Here is a 19,364-nt window from a genome sequence, read left to right on the forward strand (position 1 = left end):
GCCATGAGCGCTATCACCATCACCGAAGCCGCACAGGATTACCTGGCCGAGCTGCTGTCCAAGCAGGACACTCCCGGCATCGGCATTCGCATCTTCATCACCCAGCCGGGCACCCAGTACGCCGAAACCTGCATCGCCTACTGCAAGCCGGGCGAGCAGAAGCCGGAAGACACCCCGGTCGGCCTGAAAGCCTTCACCGCCTACATCGACGCCATCAGCGAGCCGTTCCTGGACGACGCCGTGGTCGATTACGCCACCGACCGCATGGGCGGCCAGCTGACCATCAAGGCGCCCAACGCCAAGGTGCCGATGGTCAACGAAGACAGCCCGATCACCGAGCGTATCAACTACTACCTGCAGACCGAGATCAACCCAGGGCTTGCCAGCCACGGCGGCCAGGTGAGCCTGGTGGACGTGGTCGAGGACAACATCGCCGTGCTGCGTTTCGGCGGCGGTTGCCAGGGCTGCGGCGCGGTCGAGATGACCTTGAAGGATGGCGTCGAGAAGACCCTGATCGAGCGTATCCCGGAGCTGAAAGGCGTGCGTGACGTCACCGACCACAGCAACCGCGAGAACGCCTACTACTGAGCCGGCGTCTGGCAGCGAAAAGGCGACCTTCGGGTCGCCTTTTTTGTGGTCGGATTTCCACGGCGTCGTAGGTCGAACAACGCCCCAGGCGTTTTGGTGCCCGGATGTACTGTAGGAGCGGGCCATGCCCGCGAACAGCGCCTGCAAGGCGCCTTCACGGTGTAACTGCCAGCTCCCGCCGTCCCGACCAGACCATCACCAGCGCCACCAGCAGCACCGGCCATACCAGCAGGTTCACCGCGCTCCAGCCGACGCTGGTGATCAGCGCACCGGAACTGAAGGACATCAGCGCCGCCAGGCTGCCATTGCCCAGCTCCATCAGGCCCTGCGCATGGCCGCGTTCCTGTGGTGAATGGCCAAAGGCAAGCAGCGTGGTGCCTGCCACCAGCATCAGGTTCCAGCCCATGCCCAGCAGCAGCGAGCTGACCAGGAACTGCGCCACCGACTGCCCGCTCAGGGCCACCGCCGCGCTCACCGCCAGCAACGCCATGCCGACCCAGGCCACCCGGCGCCCGCCCAATCTGTCCACCAGCGGACCGGCGACGAAGGCGGGCAGGAACATCCCCAGCACGTGCCACTGGATCACGCTCACCGAGCGCTCCAGCGGCAGCCCGCAGAAGCTCATCGCCAGCGGCGTGGCGTTCATGATCAGGATCATCAGCCCGTGGCCGGCTGCGGTGCAGACCATGGCCGCGCGGACCGCCGGGCGCGTCAGCAGCTCGCGCATCACCTTCCAGCCTCCGGTGGATGGCGCGGGCGCCGCACCCTCCGGCAGACGGCTGAGCACGGCGATGGCGACCAGCGCCAGGACGGCGATCGCCAGATAGGAACCCACGAAAGGAGCGGGCAGGGCGTTGCGCGACCACAGGGCGAGGCTCGGCGCCAGCAGTGCCGCGAGCACCCCGCCGCCGATCACGTAGGCCGTGGCGCGGCCCTTGTGGGTTTCATCGACCGCTTCCAGCGCGGCAAAGCGGTAGTACATCGCCGAGGCCTGGTACGCGCCGATGGGCAGCGCGCCGAGACAGAACAGCAGGAAATCCGCCAGCCACACCCCCAGCGCGCAGAGCAGGCCGCCGAGCACGCCGCAGGCGGCGCCCAGCAGCAGGCCGCGCCGGCGCCCGTGGCGCTGCATGAACAGCGACAGCGGCTGCACCGCCAGCAGGTTGCCCAGCACCAGGATCGCCAGGGGCAGCGTGGCCAGGCTGTTGAGTGGAGCGAGCTGGGCGCCCACCAGCGAGGTGAGGGTGATACCGATCAGCGAGCAGGACCAGTACAGCCCTTGGCTGGTGAACAGCAGGCGGATTGCCGGGGTGCGCAGCAGCATGGTCCGTCCTCACCCCTGGCAGCCGTTGGGCTTGAGCACCCGCTGGGTCGAGGCCGGATTGGCCGCCAGCTTCGCCAGCGGGCGGCGCGGACGCGGCACCAGCTCACCGCCGCAGTTCGGGCATTGGCCTTTCAGCACCTGCTCGGCGCAGTCGGTGCAGAAGGTGCATTCGAAGCTGCAGATGCGGGCGTCGGCGCTGTCGCCGGGCAGGTCGCGGTCGCAGCACTCGCAGCCGGGGCGGAGTTCGAGCATGGCAATCTTCCTTTGGGTGGTTGTCGTTGTCAGTGCAACTGGCCGAAGCGCTCGGCGTATTCCTGCGGGCTGATCGCCAGGTGCTTGTGGAAGGTGCGGCGCAGGTTTTCCGGATGACCGAAACCGCACAGCCGCGACACCGTGCTGATCGACGCCTGGGCGTCCTGCAGCAGCGCCCGCGCCGCTTCCAGGCGCACCCGTTCGACGTAGCGGCCGGGCCCCATGCCCAGTTCGTTGATGAATACCCGCGAGAGCGTGCGCGGGCTCATGCAGGCCTGCTCGGCCAGGGCTTCCAGCGACAGGTCGGTGCCCAGGTGCGCCGGTATCCATTCCAGCAGCGCGGCCAGGCGCGGCGTGCGGGTCGGCTCCGGGGTCAGCCAGTGGCTGAACTGCGCCTGTCCGCCGGGGCGCTTGAGAAACATCACCAGTCGCCGTGCGACCGCCAGGGCCAGCGCGCGACCGAGGTCGGCCTCCACCAGCGCCAGGGCAAGGTCGATACCGGCGGTGACGCCCGCCGAGGTGAACACGTGATCGTCGCCGTCGCGGCGCTGCGGGTCGTAGGTGTGCAGGCGGTCGCCCTGGACCAGCACTTCGGGGAAGCCGGCGCACAGTTCGTCGACATCCGCCCAGTGGGTGGTGGCCGGGCGGCCATTGAGCACGCCGGCGGCGGCGAGGATCAGCGCACCGGAGCACACCGAGCCGAGGCGGCGCACCTGGGGTTCGGCGGCTGCCAGCCAGTGCAGCAGTTCGCTGTTCCCGCATTGCTCCGGTACGCCCAACCCGCCGGGCACCAGCAGGGTATCCAGGCTCGAGGGATCGACTTCGCGCCACGCCTGGTCGGCGCAGATGCGGATGCCAGCCGAGGTCGCCACCGGTCCGGCCTGTTCGCCCAGCACCAGCAGCTTGTAGAGCGGCGCCAGGCCCTGGCGCTGGCGCTCGACGTTCGCGGAGGCGAACACCTGCAGCGGCCCGGTGATGTCCAGGCTCATGACCTCGGGGTAGAGCAGGCAGGCGATACGGCGTGGCGATTCCATGGCAAGGCTCGTTCATTGGATGCCACGAGTGTGGCGGTGACCGACGCTGGCGGCAACGTCAGTCGCCCCACGGATCTTGCCAAATCAGCTGGCAGTCCCCTTCGAACCGCCGAGGCGGTAGGCGCTGGCATACAGCACCGGCAGCACGATCAGCGTCAGCAGCGTGGCGAAGCCCAGGCCGAACATGATCACCACCGACATGCTTTGGAAGAAGGCGTCCAGCAGCAGCGGCGCCAGGCCGAGGATGGTAGTCAGCGCGGTCAGGCAGATCGGCCGCAGCCTCGCGCAGGCGGCGTTCACCAGCGCCTCGCGGGGCGGCTGGCCGGTTTCGGCGAGGTTGTCGACTTCTTCCAGCAGCACGATGCCATTGCGCACCAGCATGCCGGACAGGCTCAGCAACCCCAGCAGGGCCATGAAGCCGAAGGGGATGCCGGTGAGCAGGAAGCCCAGGGTCACGCCGATCATTGCCAGCGGCACGGTCAGCCAGATCAGCAGCGCCTTGCGCGGCGAGGAGAACATCAGCACGGTGATGATGAACATCGCCAGGAAGGCCATGGGCAGGCTGCCGAGCACGCCGTTGCGGGCGTCGCTGGAGCTTTCCACGTCGCCGCCCCAGGCCAGCTCGTAGCCCGGCGGCAGCGGCAGCGCCTCGATCTGCGGGCGCACCCGGCTGAGCAGTTGCGAGGAGGTTTCGCCGCTCTGCGGGGCGACGTCGGCCATCACCGTCAGCGTGCGCTTGCGGTCCTCGCGCAGGATCAGCGGGTCCTCCCAGACGCTGTCGAAACCGCCGACCACCTGCTCGATGGGCAGGTAACGCTGGCTCACCGGACTCCACAGCATCAGGTCGTTGATCTGCCCGGCGTCGACGTCGCGTTCACGCACGACGATCGGCATCTGCTGGGTGCCGTCGCGGTAGATGCCTACGGTCAGGCCGCTGAAGCTCATGCGCAGCAGGCTGTCGAGGTCGCGCTTGTCGATGCCCAGCTCGCGGCCGCGGGCCTCGTTGAACTGCGGCCTGACCAGCAGCGCGCGGGCCTGCCAGTCGTGGCTGACGCCGGTGGCCACCGGGTCGGCGGCGAGGATGTCGCCCACCTGCGCGCCGAGGCGGCGCAGCTCCTGCGGATCCGGGCCGGTCAGGCGCACTTCGATGGCGCTGCCGTTGGACGGGCCGAACATCAGGCGCTTGAGGCCCGTCTGTACCTGCGGGTAGTTCTCGTCGAGGTAGTGCTGCAGGCCTGCGATCAGCCCCGGAATCTGCGCGCGGTTTTCGGTGCGCACCAGCACCTGGGCGTAGTTGGCGTGCTGGCGCTCGGCGCCGTAGGTGAGGATGAAGCGCGGCGCGCCCTGGCCGATGCTGGTGACCGTGCGCTCCACGCCCGGCAGGGCGGTGATGTGCCGGTCGATCTCGGCGGCCAGGTCACGGGTGTGCTCGATGGCGGTGCCCTGGGGCAGCCACAGGTCGACGAAGAACATCGGCGTGTTGGCCGGCGGGAAGAAGTTCTGCCGCACCTGGGAGAAGCCCAGCAGCGAGGCGGCCAGCGCCACGGCGAGCACGCCGAGGGTCAGCGCGCGCTGGCGCAGGCAGGCTTCCAGCAGGCTGCGGTAGGCATGGTACAGCCAGCCGGCGTGCGGCTCGGTGCTTTCCGCCTTCACCGGCATTCTGGCGAAGGCCCAGCGGGCGAACAGCGGCGCCAGGGTCATGGCGGTGATCCAGCTGAGCAGCAGCGACACCAGCAACACGTCGAACAGCGAGCGGCAGTATTCGCCGGTGGAGTCCGAGGACAGGCCGATGGGGGCGAAGGCCAGCACCGCGATCACCGTGGCGCCGAGCAGGGGCAGGGCAGTGAGGCGGACGATGTGGCGGATCGCGGCGTCGATGCCCTGGCCGCGCAGGCGACCGACCAGCACGCCCTCGACCACGACGATGGCGTTGTCCACCAGCATGCACAGGGAAATGATCAGCGCGCCGAGACTGATGCGCTGCAGCTCGATACCCAGCAGGTACATCAGCAGCAGGCTGCCCAGCACGTTGAGCGCCAGCACCCCGGCGATCACCAGCCCGCTGCGCAGGCCCATGAACACCAGCAGGGTGCCGACGACGATGGCCAGCGCGGTGACGAAGCTGAGCAGGAAGCCGTTGACCGCGCCGTGCACTTCCACGGCCTGGTCATAGAAGGGCGTCAGTTGCATACCGGCCGGGCGTTCGCTTTCCAGCTGGTCAAGACGCTGGTGCACCGCGTCACCGACTTTCACCACGTTCACTTGCGGGGCGAAGGCAATGCCCAACGCCAGCGCCGGCCTGCCATCGGCGCGCCAGAGGTGGCTGGGCGTGTCGGTGAAGCCGCGCTGCACGGTGGCGATGTCGCCCAGGCGGATCAGCTGGGCGCTGCCCGGCGCGCTGACCAGCAGCCGCTCCAGCTCGCCGACGTCAGCGAACTCGCCGGTCGGGTGCAGGCGGATGCTCTCGCTTCCGACCCGCAGGCTGCCCGCGTCGGACACCACGTTCTGCCGGTTCAGCAGGTCCGCCAGACGCTGCAGCGGCACGCCCATGGCGTTCATCTTCTCCCGCGAGACTTCCACCTGCACCTGCTCGGCCTGCAGCCCAGAGACCACCACCTTGCTCACGCCCGGCACCAGCACCAGTTCGCGGCGCAGGTAGTCGGCGTAGTCGCGCAGCTCCTGGTAGCTGTAGCCGTCGCCGGACAGCGACAGGAGGATGCCGTAGACGTCGCCGAAATCATCGTTCACCTGCGGCGGCGAAACGCCCGGCGGCAGGTGCGGGGCGAGGTCGTTGACCTTGCGCCGCAGCTCGTCCCAGATCTGCGGCAGCTCGCCGGCGCGATACTGCGGCTTCACGTTGACGGTGATCTGCGACAGCCCGGCGCTGGAAATCGAGGTGAGTTTGTCGACGTAGGCCAGCTGCTGGATGGCGTTTTCAAGCGGGTAGGTGACCTCTTCCTCGACCTGTTGCGGCGAGGCGCCGGCATAGCGGGTGGCGACCACGGCGGTCTTCACGGTGAAGGCCGGGTCTTCCAGGCGGCCGATCTCGAGGATCGCGTAGAGGCCGCCGAGGGCCAGCAGGAGGATGACGATCCAGCTGCTGACCTTGTTGCGGATGAAGTAGCCGCTGATGTCCATCACAGCCCCCGTTCGCGTTGCCACGGGCGCACGCGCTGGCCTTCGCGCAGCTCGGCAGTGCCGGCGGCGACTATGTGCTCACCCGGCTCGAGCCCGGAAAGGATCTGGATGCCCTCGGCGCCCGGCTGGCCGAGCTGCACCGCGCGGCGCTCGACATGCAGCGCATCGCCAGCACCTTTCACCACCCACACCTGGCTCTGGCCCGGCGTGCCGTCATCGGCGCTGAACACCGCTTCCACCGGGATGCGCAGGCTGGTCTGGGCGTCGCGGCCGAGCTGGGCGAAGTCCACCTCGACGGTGGCGCTCATGCCCGGCAGCAGGGTGACGTCCTTCGGCCGCTGCAGGGTCAGCGTGACGGTGTAGCTCAGGGTCGCTGGGTCGGGGCGGGTACTGTGTTCCTTGTACTGCGCGGGGAAGTCGCGGCCGGGCACGCGGGCCAGGCGCACGATGGGCTGGTAGTCAGTGCGCAGGCTGGCGCCGTCGACGCGCTCCAGCAGGCTTTCCGGCAGCTGGAACTGCACGTCATAGGTATCGGCGGACTGCAGGATCGCCACCGGCTGCTTGGGTTGCAGCATCTGGTGGTTCTGCACCGGTAGTTGGGCGATGACGCCGTCGAACGGCGCGGTCAGGCGCGCATAACCGAGTTCCTGGCGGGCCAGCTTCAGCGCGGCCTCGGCGGAATCCAACTGGGCCTTGCGCTGGTCCAGCTCGGCGCGGGCCACCAGTTGCCGCTCGTTGAGCGTGGCGACGCGCTGGTACTGGGCGCGGGCCAGGTTGAAGGTGGCTTCGCGGTCACGCAGGCGCAGGCGCAGGTCGGCATCATCGAGTTCGGCGATCAGTTGGCCGCGCTCCACGCGCTGGCCGGTCTTCACCGCCAGGGTCTTGAGATGTCCGGCGAGGCGGAAGGACAGGTCGACTTCATCCGAGGCCACCAGTTGGCCGGGGAATTGACGCACACCTTCGGCGGCCGCTGCGGGCACGCTGTAGAGCTTCACCGGGCGAACGCTGTCGGCCGGCACCGGGGGAGTCGGGCCGCAACCGACCAGCAGGCTGGCGAGCAGAAGGCAGGCGGGGGTTTTCACGGAAAGTTCCTCGTCATCGAGTGGGATGCGACAAGGCTGCGCGCCACCCGGAGGAATTCGCCTGACTTGTATCAAGGGCCGCCTGGCGGCCCCGGGAAAGTTCAGCGGCGGTACAGGAATCGTTCAGAAACGGACTACATCCAGCCTTCCGTCAGACTTTCAGCACGCCGCGAAAGCCCCGCGCCGCGTAATACGACTGCACGCCGTTGTGGTAGGTGAAGACCCGCTCGTAGCGGCGGTCGCCGAACAGCGCGCCGTCCAGCTTGCGCATGGAGCCGGGGGTACGCAGCCAGCTGGAAGTCTTCTGGTCGAAGCTACCCAGCTCCTGCAACTGGCGGTACTGCGCCTCATCCAGCAGCTCGATGCCGATCTGCGCGGCCAGCTCGGTGGCGCAGCCGGCGGGCTTGTCCTTCTTGCGTGCGTCCAGCGCCTCGCGGTCGTAGCAGAGGCTGCGGCGGCCGGCCGGGGTCTCGGCGGAGCAGTCGAAGAACAGGATGGCGCCGCTGGCGCTCTCACGGCCGACCACGTCAGGTTCGCCGCCGGTGGCTTCCATCTGCTCCAGGGCCTTGAGCTTGGCCGGGGCGGCCTTCAGGCGCGCCTGGACGTCCGCCCAGTCGATGCCCTTGTGGCGTTCAGGGTGCTGGTCGAAGCGGGCCTGCAGTGTTGCCAGCAGGGTGTCGTGCTGTTTCGCATTCATCTTGCTTACTCTCGGCAGGGGGAAGGCCTGAGAGTAAAGCAGGATTTGCGCGGCCCGCCGTTCAGCTCAGCCAGCGTCGGCCCAGCGCTCGCGCACCGCGAGGATGTCGGGCAGGCAGCCGAGGAACAGCTCCACCAGCTCCGGGTCGAACTGGCTGCCTTTCTCCCGGCGCAGCAGTTCCACCGCCTCGTCGATGCTCCACGCCGGCTTGTACGGGCGCACGCTGGTCAGTGCGTCGAACACGTCGGCGATGGCGACGATGCGCCCCTCGATGGGAATCTCCTCGCCGCGCAGGCCCTTCGGGTAGCCGGTGCCGTCCCAGCGCTCGTGGTGGGTGAGGGCGATGCTGCGGGCCAGGCGCAGCAGGTTGGAGTCGTGCTCGCCGATGATCCGCGCGCCGATCTCCGGGTGCTGGCGCATCACCTGCCATTCGTGCTCGTCGAGCCGGCCGGGCTTGCGCAGGATGGCATCGGGAATGCCGATCTTGCCCACGTCGTGCATGGGCGCGGCGTTGAGCAGGTCGTCGGCGGCCTTCTCCGAATAACCGGCGGCGCGCGCCAGCAGGTGTGCGTAGTGGCTCATGCGGATGACGTGCAGGCCGGTCTCGTTGTCCTTGTACTCCGAGGCTTTGCCCAGGCGCTGGACGATCTGCAGGCGCGTCTCGCGCAGCTCCTCCACGCGCACCAGTGACAGGTGCGTGCGCACCCTGGCCTTGACGATGGGCGGGCTGACCGGCTTGGTGATGTAGTCCACCGCGCCCACCTCGAAGCCCTTGGCCTCGTCCGGCACGTCGGCCAGGGCGGTGACGAAGATCACCGGGATGGCGCAGGTGGCCTGCTCGGCCTTGAGCCGCTGGCAGACTTCGAAGCCGGTCATGCCGGGCATCATCACATCCAGCAGGACCAGGTCGGGGCGCTCGCGGTTGGCCAGTTCCAGCGCCTTGTCGCCGTCCTTGGCGAACAGCAGGCGGTAGTCGTCCTGCAGGATGTGACGCAGCACCTGGAGGTTGGTGGCTTCGTCGTCCACCAGCAGCAGGCAGGGCCGATGATCTTGGGCGGTCTGGGTCATGCTTGCTCCAGGCGGGTGCCGAGGGTCCGGACCCATTCCAGGGCCTGGTCGAAGTCGAAATCGTCGATGGCGTAGCGCAGGGCTTCGAAGGCCTCGCGGTGCTCGCCCTGGGCGGTGCCCATGCGCAGGCGTTCCAGTGCCTGGTCGTCAAGACCGCCGCGGGAGAGCGCCAATTGCAGGGCTTGCAGCGCGTCGCGCAGGTCCTGCGATGCTGCCTCGCCGACGATCTGGCCGACCGCCTCGGTAACCGCTTCCGGCACCCGTGGCACCGACTCGCGGACCGTGGCGAACTCCACGCGGACACGCTCCAGCGTGGAGTTCAGCTGCTCAGCCGGGCCATGCTCGGCGGCACCTTCCAGCGCGCCGATGGCACTGGCCAGGCGCGGCAGGGCAAGGTTGGCGGCGGCACCGCGCAGGCGGTGGGCGAGGGAGGTGATGACGGCGCGGTCACCTTCGCTCACGGCGTTTTTCAGGGTATTCAGGCCGGCTTCCTGCTCGTCGAGGAAGCGCACGATGGCCCGCGCCATGGGCAGCGGGCCACCCCACAGGCGTGCGCCGGCGGCCCAGTCCAGGGTCGCCAGTGGCGTGCTTTCGCTGGCCTGCGCGCTACGTACCGCCGGAGCGGCGCCGAGCAGGCGGGCCATTTCATCCAGCAGGCCGGTGAGGTCCAGCGGCTTGCTGGCGAAGCCGTTCATGCCGGCGTCCAGGGCATTCTGCCGGTCGCGGTCGAGCACGCTGGCGGTGAGGGCGATGATCGGCACGGCCTCCACACCCCGATCCTGCTCGATGCTGCGGATCCGCCGGGTGGCTTCCAGGCCATCCATGCCGGGCATCTGCACATCCATCAGGATCAGGTCGAAGTCCTCTGCGCTGTACGCATCCACGGCGGCCTGGCCGTCACCGACGCTATACGGGTGGTGGCCCAGACGGCGCAGGTTCAGCTCCAGCAGCTCGACGTTCTGCGGTACATCGTCGGCCACCAGAATGCGTAGCGGTGGCAGGCTCGGCGCGTGGCTGCGGGCCGTCGGTTGCACGCTGCGCCCGGCCGGCAACGGCAGGTCGACGGTGAACACGCTGCCGCGGCCCACTTCACTTTCCACGGTGATGCGACCGCCCATCAGCTCCACCAACTGGCGCGAGATGGTGGTGCCCAGCCCGGTGCCGCCGAAGCGCCGGCTCATGGAGGCGTCGGCCTGGGCGAAGGGGTCGAAGATGCGTTCCAGGCGGTCGGCGGCGATGCCGATGCCGGTGTCGCGGATGGCCAGGCGCAGCGCGCCCGGCTCGCCGCTGATGACCAGCCGGACTTCGCCGCGCTCGGTGAACTTCACCGCATTGCCCAGCAGATTGGTCAGCACCTGTTGCAGACGCAGCGGGTCGCCCTGGAAATACTCGCCGGCGCGCTGGCCGTAGTCGATCTGCAGGCTCAGACCCTTGCGCTCGGCGGACAGCCGCAGCGCCGCGCAGACCTGCTCGCACAGCTCCGGCAGGGAGAAGTCGAGGGCTTCCAGTTCGATGGCGCCACGGTCGAGCTTGGCGGTGTCGAGGATGTCGTTGAGCAGGCCCAGCAGCGAGCGCGAGGCGTTCTGCACGGTGGTCAGGTAGCGCCGCTGGTTCTCTTCCAGCGGCGAATCCAGCAGCAGTTCGGTGAAGCCCATGATGGCGTTCATCGGCGTGCGGATTTCATGGCTCATGTTAGCGAGGAAGCTGCTGCGTGCGGCAGCGGCCTGTTCGGCGCGGTCGCGGGCGCTGCGCAGTTCCTGTTCCATGACGCGGCGCGGGGTGAGGTCGGTGGCCAGTTTCACCACCTTCACCGGCTTGCCATCGAAGTCGAGGATCGGGTTGTAGGTGGCGTGGATCCATACTTCGCGTCCGTCCTTGGCCAGGCGGCGGTATTCGCCGGCGCTGTACTCGCCGTCGCGCAGCCCCTGCCAGAACGTCTGGTAGCGGGCGCTGGCGGCGACGTCCGGCGGGCAGAACAGGCTGTGGTGCTGGCCCAGCACCTCGGCTTCGGTGTAACCGAAGAGTTCGAGGATGTTCTCGTTGGCGGCGAGCACGCGGCCGTCGAGGTCGAACTCGATCAGCGCCATGGCGCGGCCGATGGCGGTGACCTTGCCTTCGTACTCGTTGCTCAGCAGCTTGGTTTCGGTCTGGTCGAGCAGCACGCCGTCGATCCACTGCGGCTTGCCGGCTTCGTCGTAGCAGGCGCTGCCGCCTTCCCAGATCCAATGCTCCGCGCCGCTGCGGTCGAACATGCGGTATTCGACGACATAGCTGCGGCGTTCAGCGATGGCGCGACGGACTTCTTCGTTCACCGCCGGTTGGTCATCGGGGTGATACAGCTCGCCGAAGGTGATGCGTCGGTCGATGAAGTCCTGTGCCGACCAGCCGGTGACGGCCTCGACGGCGTCGCTGACGAACAGCGTGCTCCAGACGTCGTCCGGCAGGACGCGGAAGGCGATGCCGGGCATGTTGCGAATCAGCGAGCGGTACTGTTCCTCGCTGGTACGCAGGGCCTGCTCCATCACGCGGCGCTCGCTGATGTCGGCAACGAACACCACGAACCAGGGCTTGCCGTCGTGGTCGGTGACGCCAAGGCTGACCCGTGCGGGGAATTCACGGCCGTCGCGGGTCAGGCCTTCGAGCTCCAGTTCGGAGTTGTGGAACTGGCGCTCGCCGCTGCGCTTGTAGTTCTCCAGCGCGATGCGGAACTGCTGCCCGTAGGCCTCGTTCATCAGCACCTGCATCGGCTGGCCGACCAGTTCGTGGGGGTGCCAGCCGAACAGGCGCAGCACCGCGTGGTTGACCGAGCGGATCACGCCGCTGTGGTCGATGGTGAGGATCGCCTCGACGGCGGCGTCGAGCAGCGAGTCCAGGTGTTTGCGCCGGCGCTGCAGTTCCTGGAACAGCTGGCGGTAGCGCAGCAGGCCGTTCACCGCGGCGACGCAGATGCTCAGGCTGACGGTGGCCATGGACACCGCCATCGCCAGGTAGAAACTGCCCTGCACGCCTTGCGGCACGCCAAATTCCTCCCGGCCGACGAAGCGTGCGGCGGCCATGCCCGTGTAGTGCATGCCGGCGATCGCCAGGCCCATCACCACGCCGCTGACCAGGATCGTCAGGTTCGGCCGCATCCGCCCGCGCAGGCCGAAGCGCACCCACAGCGCGATCACCGCCAGCACCACGGCGACCAGGATCGACAGGGTGAACATCCATGGGTCGTAGCGCAGCAGCGGGGCCATCTGCATCGCCGCCATGCCGCTGTAGTGCATGGCGCCGATGCCGGCGCCGACCAGCACGCCGCCGCCGATCAGCTGCAGGGGGCTGACGTTGCGCCGGGCCAGCAGGTTCAGGGCGACCCACGAGGCGAACAGGCTCGGCAGGCCGGAGAGCAGGGTGATCAGCGGGTCATAGCGCACCGCCGCGCAAAGCTGGAAGGACAGCATGCCGATGAAGTGCATTGCCCACACGCCGCCGCCCAGCGCCACCGCGCCGGTGCCGATGGCCAGCTGGCGGTAGAACGGGCTGCGCGCGAGCCGCGCCACGCCCGACAGCTGCAGGGCCATGGCCGAGGTGAAGATGGCGATGAGGACGGAGAGCGCTACCAGCGCCGTGTTGTGCTCGCCGAAAACCAGCAGCGAAGGGGTGTCGCCGCTGTAGAAATATCGCTGCAGATCGAGCATTGAACGAAGACCGTACTGCGTGCCGAAGGCCCGGTGGAAGACGAGACTGGGTAGTCAGTGCGAAGCAGAGCACAGGATGGCTGCAAATTGCCATCATTGTCGGTCGCTGCACCCGCGAAAGCCGCGTCACGAGGGCGGATTCAGACGAGTGGGAAGCCAGGGTTCGGAATCGAAGCTGAAACGATGCAGCCGGTGAGGCGACCGATAACGCGCTATCGGCGGCAGAGGCGGGAAATTGAGCACTTGCCGACGGCTGGCAGCGCCCATGAAAAAGCCCGGCGGAGGCCGGGCTTTTTCATGGGTACCTGTCTGCGGATCAGGCGGGCATGTGCCATTCCTGCAGGCGGTAGCCTTCGCGGTTCAGCTCGTCGCGGGCCTGGTTCAGCAGGCCTTCGAGCTGCTCCGGGTCGGAGTAGGCGGAGCTGGGAATGCGGGTGAGGCCCAGCAGACGGGCACCGGTACGATCGAGGACGGACAGGTCGAGGCTGCCGTCGCCCCCTTGGTCAACCCAGGTCACACAATTGAAGGGTTGGAAGGCTCGTCCGGTGATCAGCAGAGCCTCGTTGAAACGAAGAGTCGCATGCATGGTTGTGATCTCTCTGCGGTAATCCATTGCGAAGGTGGCGAAAGCGGTTCATCCACTTTCGTGTTCGTTCACGCAATTGATGGTTTCAGAGTCGAAGAAAGTCACAGCCCATGTCGCGTTTGTACACAAAGTAGTCGCAAATTAATCCGAGTCTAACGCTACAGGCCGCGTCAGCCGTGGCCTGCAGCGTTGTGGTGGGTGCGCTATCGCGCCGCACCTACCGCTCGTCAGAAGCGACGGGCGGTCAGGCCTGCATGGCCCAGCCGTCCACGTTCATCGCCGCCTGGCGCAGTGCCTCGGAACGGGTCGGGTGCGGGTGGCAGGTGCGCGCGATGTCCTCGGCGGCGCCGCGGAATTCCATCGCCACGCAGTACTCCGCGATCATGTCGCCAACGTTCGGGCCGATCATGTGCACGCCGAGGATCTCGTCGCTGCGCTCGTCCGCCAGCACCTTCACGAAGCCCTCGGTCTCGTGGTTGATCTTCGCCCGGCTGTTGGCGGTGAAGGGGAACTTGCCCACCTTGTAGGCGCGGCCTTCGGCCTTGAGCTGTTCCTCGGTCCTGCCCACGGTGGCGACTTCCGGGTGGGTGTAGATCACGCTGGGGATCACGTCGTAGTTCACTTCCCCGGCCTTGCCGGCGATCAGCTCGACGCAGGCGATGGCCTCGTCCTCGGCCTTGTGCGCGAGCATCGGGCCGGAGGTGACGTCGCCGATCACCCAGATGCCCGGCACGCTGCTGCGGTGCTCGTGGTTCTCCAGCATGCCGCGCTTGTCGGTGGTGAGGCCTACGCTCTCCAGCCCGAGGCCCTGGGTATAGGGGCGACGGCCGATGGCGAGCAGGACGTAATCGGCCTGGATCGTCTCCGCCGTGCCGCCGGCGGCCGGCTCCACGCTCAGGGTCACCTGCTTGCCGCTGACCTTGGCCTGGGTGACCTTCGAGCCCAGCTTGAAGCTCATGCCCTGCTTGGTCAGTGCGCGCTGGAAGGTCCTGGCGGTTTCCAGGTCCATGCCGGGGCAGATGCGGTCGAGGTATTCGATTACCGTGACTTCCGCGCCCAGGCGACGCCACACCGAGCCCAGCTCCAGGCCGATGACCCCGGCACCGATTACCACCAGGTGTTTGGGTACCTCGGGGATGGACAGCGCGCCGGTGGAATCGAGGATGCGCTGGTTGTCGACCTCGACGCCCGGCAGCGGGGAGGGCTCCGAGCCGGTGGCTATGATGATGTCCTTGGCGGTCAGCGTGCTTTTGCTGCCGTCGGCGCCGGTCACTTCGACCTTGCCCGGCCCGTCGATGCGGCCCCAGCCCTTGACCCAGTCCACCTTGTTCTTGCGGAACAGGAATTCCACGCCCTTGGTCAGCGCGGTCACGCTTTCGGCCTTCTGCTTCATCATCTGCGCCAGGTCCAGCTTGGGCTTGACCTGGATGCCGAGGTTGGCGAACTCGCTGCCGGCCGCCGCCTCATACAGTTCGGACGCATGCAGCAGCGCCTTGGACGGCATACAGCCGACGTTCAGGCAGGTGCCGCCGAGGGTCTCGCGGCCCTCCACGCAGGCGACTTTCAGGCCCAGCTGGCCCGCGCGAATCGCAGCGTTGTAGCCACCGGGGCCGCCGCCAATGACGATCACATCGTATGCGCTCATGCCGTGTTCTCCATGCTTGGAAAGAGTCAGTGGAAAGGGTCAATCGAGGTTAGCCGGTGGTCGCTGGATCACCAGCGCAGGGCCGCTTCAATCCGTTACCTGATTTATATTACATTCATAATATATTTGCACGAGCAAGTCGCCGCTACATGACAGGCGCCGCGGGGAGGGCGAAAATGCAGGGCTTTGGCGCCTCAGGTTCGTGCGCCTACGGAGAATTCATGAAGATCGACTGCGATTTCGACAGCGGCAACATCCAGGTCATTGACGACAGCGACCCGCGCCACGTGCGCCTGGCATTGCGCCCGGATACCAAAAGCCCGCATTTCCAGTGGTTCCACTTCAAGGCCGAGGGCCTCGAGCCCGGCCAACAGTACCAGTTCAGCCTGACCAACACCCCCGGCTCCAGCTACACCGGCGGCTGGCCGGGCTACAACGCCGTGGCGTCGTTCGACCAGCGCGAGTGGTTCCGCGTGCCGAGTACCTACGACTCCAATGGGTTGCATTTCGCCCTCGATGCCGAGCAGCCCCAGGCCTGGTTCGCCTACTTCGAGCCCTACATCCGCGCACGCCACGCCGAACTGGTGGAGCGCGCCCAGGCCAACGGCGCCGAACTGCTCGCCAACGGGCATAGCCTCGAAGGTCGCGAGCTGCCCCTGCTGCGCATCGGCAAGGGCGCGGCGGGTGCGCGCAAGATCTGGCTGATCGCCCAGCAGCACCCCGGCGAGCACATGGCCGAATGGTTCATGGAAGGCCTGATCGAGCGCCTGCAATCCGGCGACGCCGACATCCAGCGCCTGCTGGAGCGCGCCGACTTCTACCTGGTGCCGAACATGAACCCGGACGGCGCCTTCCACGGCCATCTGCGCACCAACGCCGCCGGCAAGGACCTAAACCGCGCCTGGGCCGCTCCCAGCGCCGAAGAGAGCCCCGAAGTGCTGTTCGTGCAGGAGCAGATGGCCCAGTACGGCGTGGACCTGTTCCTCGACGTGCACGGCGACGAGGAAATCCCCTTCGTGTTTGCCGCCGGCTGCGAAGGCAACCCGGAGTTCACGCCGCGTCTGGATCGCCTGGAAAGCCTGTTCCGCGAGCGCCTGGAAGCCAACGGCGAATTCCAGAGCTTGCACGGCTACCCGAAGGACGCTCCCGGCCAGGCCAACCTGACCCTGGCCTGCAACCACGTCGGTCGCACCTATGACTGCCTGTCGCTGACCCTGGAGATGCCGTTCAAGGACCACAACCTGTCGCCCAATGCGCGCACCGGGTGGAGTGGCGCGCGTTCGAAGGCGCTGGCGGGAGCGGTGCTGGTGACGGTGGCGGGCCTGATCGACGAATTGCGGTGATCGATTGAGCGCCTTTCAGGCGCTGATCGCGGGCATGGCCCGCTCCTACACCGGCATTCCCTGTAGGAGCGGGCCATGCCCGCGACGCTTTTCTGCACAATGCCTACGCCTCGCTCGCCTGACCGTTTGGTCAATCCACCCCGTCTGGCTGTTGAATCTTCGTACCCGCGTGCTAGTCCAATTAATGAGGCATCAGCACGCAGGAGGTGCATATGACTCGACATCGCAAGCTGTTGACCCCGCAGGTCATCGAAGACCTGCAGGAGCGCATGGACGCCCTGGAAGAACTGGACTTCAGAGAGCGCCGGGAAGTGCGCAAGAACCGCTCGGGCGAACACAGGCCCCGCACTTTCGCTGGCGTGGCCTGAGCAAGTGGGCTCCAGAGCCCGGCCTCACTGGCGCTTGCGCCAGCCAAGGAGACACGGCAGGGTCGATTCGGCATCGCGCCGGACCGGCCTTGCGTGACGCAGAACCCCGCCCTTCATTTCGTCGGACAGTATTCGGTATCCCGGAGCTGCCGTGCGCCCTTCCTTCAGCTCATTCAGGCAGCAGAGCAGCATTCCAGAGCGGCTCGCTTCTGTAACGTCATGCATACCTGATAGCGGTTGTCTTACAAAATTCTGACTGAAAACTTGAACTGCTTCACATAAAATCAGCGGTACCGTTAGCGCATTTCGCTCTACCCGCAGCAGTCAGAAGTAGCCCCATGGAAAACCACAGCACCCCCCTGGGTCCGGTTCCCGCTCATCTGGTCCGTGAAGCCGTGGCCAAGAAGACAGGCCTGGGCTGGGTGGTCGAGTTCAACGTCGCCACCTGGCTCAACCTGGCCGTGAGCGACGACACCGCCATCGCCCTCAAGGTCAGCTACCTGGACGGCGAAAAGCCCCGTGAAGTACTGGTCGACAAGGGCAGCATCTTCGGCGCCCAGCGCATTCTGCTGTGCGGCATCGCCCGCCTGGGGGTGAACCAGAAGCTGGAGGCCATGAGCCTGTCGCTGGAAACCCGCGCACCGATCCAGTCACTGCTGGTCGAGGAACTCTTCGTCCAGGCCGTCGAGCGCCAGAGCGAAAAGAAGAACGGCACCCGCCGCTCGCGCTGACCACCCGGGGCGAGGGGCGCCGGTTGTTCGCCCGAGCGCTGCAATCGCCGGGCATTCCTGTCGTGCATGAAGCCACTTCGGGCTTGCGATCCGCTGGCCTGAGCGGGGAACATCGCCTGGCCTCACTCGTGCACCTGGAAGCCCCATGCCCCTCGATATCGACCAGCTCAAGCTCTACACCGCCCACCGTGGCATCGCTATTCCCATGCTCGATTTCCTGCAGTTCCGCCACGCCCCGGCGGAAGACGGAAACGGGCCGGGCCGCCTGGTCATTCGCGTCGAACCGCAGCATGTGAATGGCTGGGCCAACGCCCATGGTGGCCTGATCATGACCCTGCTTGATGTTGCCATGGCCCTGAGTGCCAGCGATGCCGACGAAGCCTATCGCGGCGTGGTGACCGTGGAGATGAAGACCAGCTTCCTGCGCCCCGGCGGCGAAGTCGGCGAAGTGCTCGAAGCCCACGGCAAGGTCCAGCACCACACCCGTTCCATCGCCTTCTGCGAGGGCGAGCTGCGCAACAGCCAAGGTGTGGTCGTCGCGACCGCTTCCGGCACCTTCAAGTACGTCAACAAGCCGCGCCCGCTGGCTGACGCCTGACTTTTCCCCACTTGTTGGCGGCCGTGAATGGGTGTTCGCGGCCGTTTCCTTGCGCTGATATCGCCTCGATATCAGCTCCGTCCGGCGGCTCGCCCGTGTCATCAAGATCTTCCTGATTTATCGGGTGTCCTATCGAAGAACGCTCTAGCACGGGCTTTGTAAGAAATATCTTTCACTGGCTGTAATGAATTCGTCATAAAGCGTGATTACATTTTTCTGTCATGAAAGTGTCACTCGATGTGACTGAGCCAGTGACGGCACAAGGCAACCCACCATGCTGCTCGATGACAAGAACTTCCCACGACGCGTCCAGCGCGACCTGCTGGATGACCGCGACGAAGAGCTCGAACTCGAACTGTTCGACGAACTCTACGACTTCGAAGGGCTGCGCGAAGGCAGCCTGCAGACCCACGAGGAACGCCTGGCGCGCCAGCGTTACTTCCACACCCTGTTCAGCCTGCAGGCCGAGCTGGTCAAGCTGCAGAACTGGGTGGTGAAGACCGGCCACAAGGTGGTCATCCTCTTCGAAGGTCGCGATGCCGCCGGCAAGGGGGGGGTGATCAAGCGCATCACCCAGCGCCTGAACCCGCGCGTGTGCCGGGTCGCCGCGTTGCCCGCGCCGAACGATCGCGAACGCACCCAGTGGTACTTCCAGCGCTACGTCTCGCACCTGCCGGCGGCGGGGGAGATCGTGCTGTTCGACCGCAGCTGGTACAACCGCGCCGGAGTCGAGCGGGTGATGGGCTTCTGTACTGACGCCCAGTACGAGGAATTCTTCCGCAGCGTGCCCGAGTTCGAGCGCATGCTCGTGCGCTCCGGCGTGCAGGTGCTCAAGTACTGGTTTTCCATCTCCGATGAGGAACAGCACTACCGTTTCCTCAGCCGCATCCACGACCCGCTCAAGCAGTGGAAGCTCAGCCCGATGGACCTGGAATCGCGGCGCCGCTGGGAGTCCTACACCAAGGCCAAAGAAGTGATGCTCGAACGCACCCACATCCCCGAAGCGCCCTGGTGGATCGTCCAGGCCGACGACAAGAAGCGCGCGCGGTTGAACTGCATCAGCCACCTGTTGAGCCAGATTCCCTACCAGGAAGTGCAACAGCCCGCTGTCGATTTGCCCGAGCGGCAGCGCCACGAAGGCTACCGCCGGCATCCCACTCCGCAGGAACTGCAGGTGCCGGAAGTTTACTGAGCCGTCATCGCGGGCGGCTTTTGTAGGATGGGTGGAGC

Annotated in this window: 16 protein-coding genes; 6 read left to right on the forward strand and 10 right to left on the reverse strand. The window is 66.8% G+C overall.

Going from position 1 to position 19,364, the window contains the following annotated elements; genetic code table 11:
- The first annotated feature begins 3 nt into the window (after positions 1-3).
- The gene (gene nfuA / locus IB275_RS11010) at positions 4-588 is read left to right on the forward strand and encodes a Fe-S biogenesis protein NfuA (protein WP_045208304.1); all 585 of its coding nucleotides are present in this window, start codon (positions 4-6) and stop codon (positions 586-588) included.
- 154 nt (positions 589-742) lie between these two features.
- Here nfuA and IB275_RS11015 read toward each other — a convergent pair whose 3' ends face one another.
- From IB275_RS11015 to lpdA, 10 genes are all read right to left on the reverse strand, one after another.
- Positions 743-1,912: an MFS transporter gene (locus IB275_RS11015; protein WP_192295461.1), complete on the reverse strand. Its 1,170-nt coding sequence runs from the start codon at positions 1,910-1,912 to the stop codon at positions 743-745.
- Positions 1,913-1,921: 9 nt separating this feature from the next.
- Positions 1,922-2,164, reverse strand: coding sequence for a DUF1272 domain-containing protein (locus IB275_RS11020; protein ID WP_081516560.1), 243 nt, complete (start codon positions 2,162-2,164; stop codon positions 1,922-1,924).
- A 29-nt stretch (positions 2,165-2,193) separates the two neighbouring features.
- Positions 2,194-3,198 carry a GlxA family transcriptional regulator gene (locus IB275_RS11025; RefSeq protein WP_192295462.1) on the reverse strand — a complete coding sequence of 335 codons (1,005 nt, stop codon included), beginning with the start codon at positions 3,196-3,198 and terminating at the stop codon, positions 2,194-2,196.
- Between the two features lie 84 nt (positions 3,199-3,282).
- Positions 3,283-6,336: an efflux RND transporter permease subunit gene (locus IB275_RS11030; RefSeq protein ID WP_192295463.1), complete on the reverse strand. Its 3,054-nt coding sequence runs from the start codon at positions 6,334-6,336 to the stop codon at positions 3,283-3,285.
- Entirely contained in the window at positions 6,336-7,418 is a 1,083-nt protein-coding gene (locus IB275_RS11035) for an efflux RND transporter periplasmic adaptor subunit (RefSeq protein ID WP_192295464.1), read from the reverse strand. The genes IB275_RS11030 and IB275_RS11035 overlap by 1 nt, the downstream gene beginning before the upstream one ends.
- 151 nt (positions 7,419-7,569) lie before the next feature.
- A complete protein-coding gene (locus tag IB275_RS11040; protein ID WP_192295465.1) occupies positions 7,570-8,115 on the reverse strand; it encodes a DUF4256 domain-containing protein in 546 nt (181 codons plus the stop codon).
- Between the two features lie 66 nt (positions 8,116-8,181).
- Positions 8,182-9,183, reverse strand: coding sequence for a response regulator (locus IB275_RS11045; protein ID WP_192295466.1), 1,002 nt, complete (start codon positions 9,181-9,183; stop codon positions 8,182-8,184).
- Entirely contained in the window at positions 9,180-12,863 is a 3,684-nt protein-coding gene (locus IB275_RS11050) for a PAS domain S-box protein (protein ID WP_192295467.1), read from the reverse strand. The genes IB275_RS11045 and IB275_RS11050 overlap by 4 nt, the downstream gene beginning before the upstream one ends.
- A 316-nt stretch (positions 12,864-13,179) precedes the next feature.
- Positions 13,180-13,449 carry a DUF1652 domain-containing protein gene (locus IB275_RS11055; protein ID WP_081516567.1) on the reverse strand — a complete coding sequence of 90 codons (270 nt, stop codon included), beginning with the start codon at positions 13,447-13,449 and terminating at the stop codon, positions 13,180-13,182.
- Between the two features lie 244 nt (positions 13,450-13,693).
- Positions 13,694-15,094, reverse strand: coding sequence for a dihydrolipoyl dehydrogenase (gene lpdA / locus IB275_RS11060; RefSeq protein WP_192295468.1), 1,401 nt, complete (start codon positions 15,092-15,094; stop codon positions 13,694-13,696).
- A 221-nt stretch (positions 15,095-15,315) separates the two neighbouring features.
- Here lpdA and IB275_RS11065 point away from each other — a divergent pair, with 221 nt between their 5' ends.
- The 5 genes from IB275_RS11065 (at position 15,316) to ppk2 (ending at position 19,326) form a co-directional block, all read left to right on the forward strand.
- Complete coding sequence (locus IB275_RS11065; RefSeq protein ID WP_192295469.1) at positions 15,316-16,437, forward strand: M14 family metallopeptidase; 1,122 nt, start codon at positions 15,316-15,318, stop codon at positions 16,435-16,437.
- 212 nt (positions 16,438-16,649) lie between these two features.
- The gene (locus IB275_RS11070; RefSeq protein WP_192295470.1) at positions 16,650-16,805 is read left to right on the forward strand and encodes a hypothetical protein; all 156 of its coding nucleotides are present in this window, start codon (positions 16,650-16,652) and stop codon (positions 16,803-16,805) included.
- A 338-nt stretch (positions 16,806-17,143) separates the two neighbouring features.
- Positions 17,144-17,536: a hypothetical protein gene (locus IB275_RS11075; RefSeq protein WP_192295471.1), complete on the forward strand. Its 393-nt coding sequence runs from the start codon at positions 17,144-17,146 to the stop codon at positions 17,534-17,536.
- 145 nt (positions 17,537-17,681) lie between these two features.
- Positions 17,682-18,134: a PaaI family thioesterase gene (locus IB275_RS11080; RefSeq protein WP_138216286.1), complete on the forward strand. Its 453-nt coding sequence runs from the start codon at positions 17,682-17,684 to the stop codon at positions 18,132-18,134.
- Positions 18,135-18,408: 274 nt separating this feature from the next.
- Positions 18,409-19,326: a polyphosphate kinase 2 gene (gene ppk2 / locus IB275_RS11085; protein ID WP_081516572.1), complete on the forward strand. Its 918-nt coding sequence runs from the start codon at positions 18,409-18,411 to the stop codon at positions 19,324-19,326.
- Positions 19,327-19,364: the final 38 nt, after the last annotated feature.

The organism is Pseudomonas sp. PDM21 (assembly GCF_014852505.2).
Classification (GTDB): Bacteria; Pseudomonadota; Gammaproteobacteria; order Pseudomonadales; family Pseudomonadaceae; genus Pseudomonas.

Coding starts and splice junctions, on each gene's coding strand:
- IB275_RS11070 (WP_192295470.1), top strand. CDS start 16,650: ATGACTCGACATCGCAAGCTGTTGACCCCGCAGGTCATCGAAGACCTG.
- IB275_RS11055 (WP_081516567.1), bottom strand. CDS start 13,449: ATGCATGCGACTCTTCGTTTCAACGAGGCTCTGCTGATCACCGGACGA.
- IB275_RS11020 (WP_081516560.1), bottom strand. CDS start 2,164: ATGCTCGAACTCCGCCCCGGCTGCGAGTGCTGCGACCGCGACCTGCCC.
- IB275_RS11065 (WP_192295469.1), top strand. CDS start 15,316: ATGAAGATCGACTGCGATTTCGACAGCGGCAACATCCAGGTCATTGAC.
- IB275_RS11030 (WP_192295463.1), bottom strand. CDS start 6,336: ATGGACATCAGCGGCTACTTCATCCGCAACAAGGTCAGCAGCTGGATC.
- IB275_RS11050 (WP_192295467.1), bottom strand. CDS start 12,863: ATGCTCGATCTGCAGCGATATTTCTACAGCGGCGACACCCCTTCGCTG.
- IB275_RS11045 (WP_192295466.1), bottom strand. CDS start 9,183: ATGACCCAGACCGCCCAAGATCATCGGCCCTGCCTGCTGCTGGTGGAC.
- IB275_RS11025 (WP_192295462.1), bottom strand. CDS start 3,198: ATGGAATCGCCACGCCGTATCGCCTGCCTGCTCTACCCCGAGGTCATG.
- IB275_RS11040 (WP_192295465.1), bottom strand. CDS start 8,115: ATGAATGCGAAACAGCACGACACCCTGCTGGCAACACTGCAGGCCCGC.
- nfuA (WP_045208304.1), top strand. CDS start 4: ATGAGCGCTATCACCATCACCGAAGCCGCACAGGATTACCTGGCCGAG.
- lpdA (WP_192295468.1), bottom strand. CDS start 15,094: ATGAGCGCATACGATGTGATCGTCATTGGCGGCGGCCCCGGTGGCTAC.
- IB275_RS11015 (WP_192295461.1), bottom strand. CDS start 1,912: ATGCTGCTGCGCACCCCGGCAATCCGCCTGCTGTTCACCAGCCAAGGG.
- ppk2 (WP_081516572.1), top strand. CDS start 18,409: ATGCTGCTCGATGACAAGAACTTCCCACGACGCGTCCAGCGCGACCTG.
- IB275_RS11080 (WP_138216286.1), top strand. CDS start 17,682: ATGCCCCTCGATATCGACCAGCTCAAGCTCTACACCGCCCACCGTGGC.
- IB275_RS11075 (WP_192295471.1), top strand. CDS start 17,144: ATGGAAAACCACAGCACCCCCCTGGGTCCGGTTCCCGCTCATCTGGTC.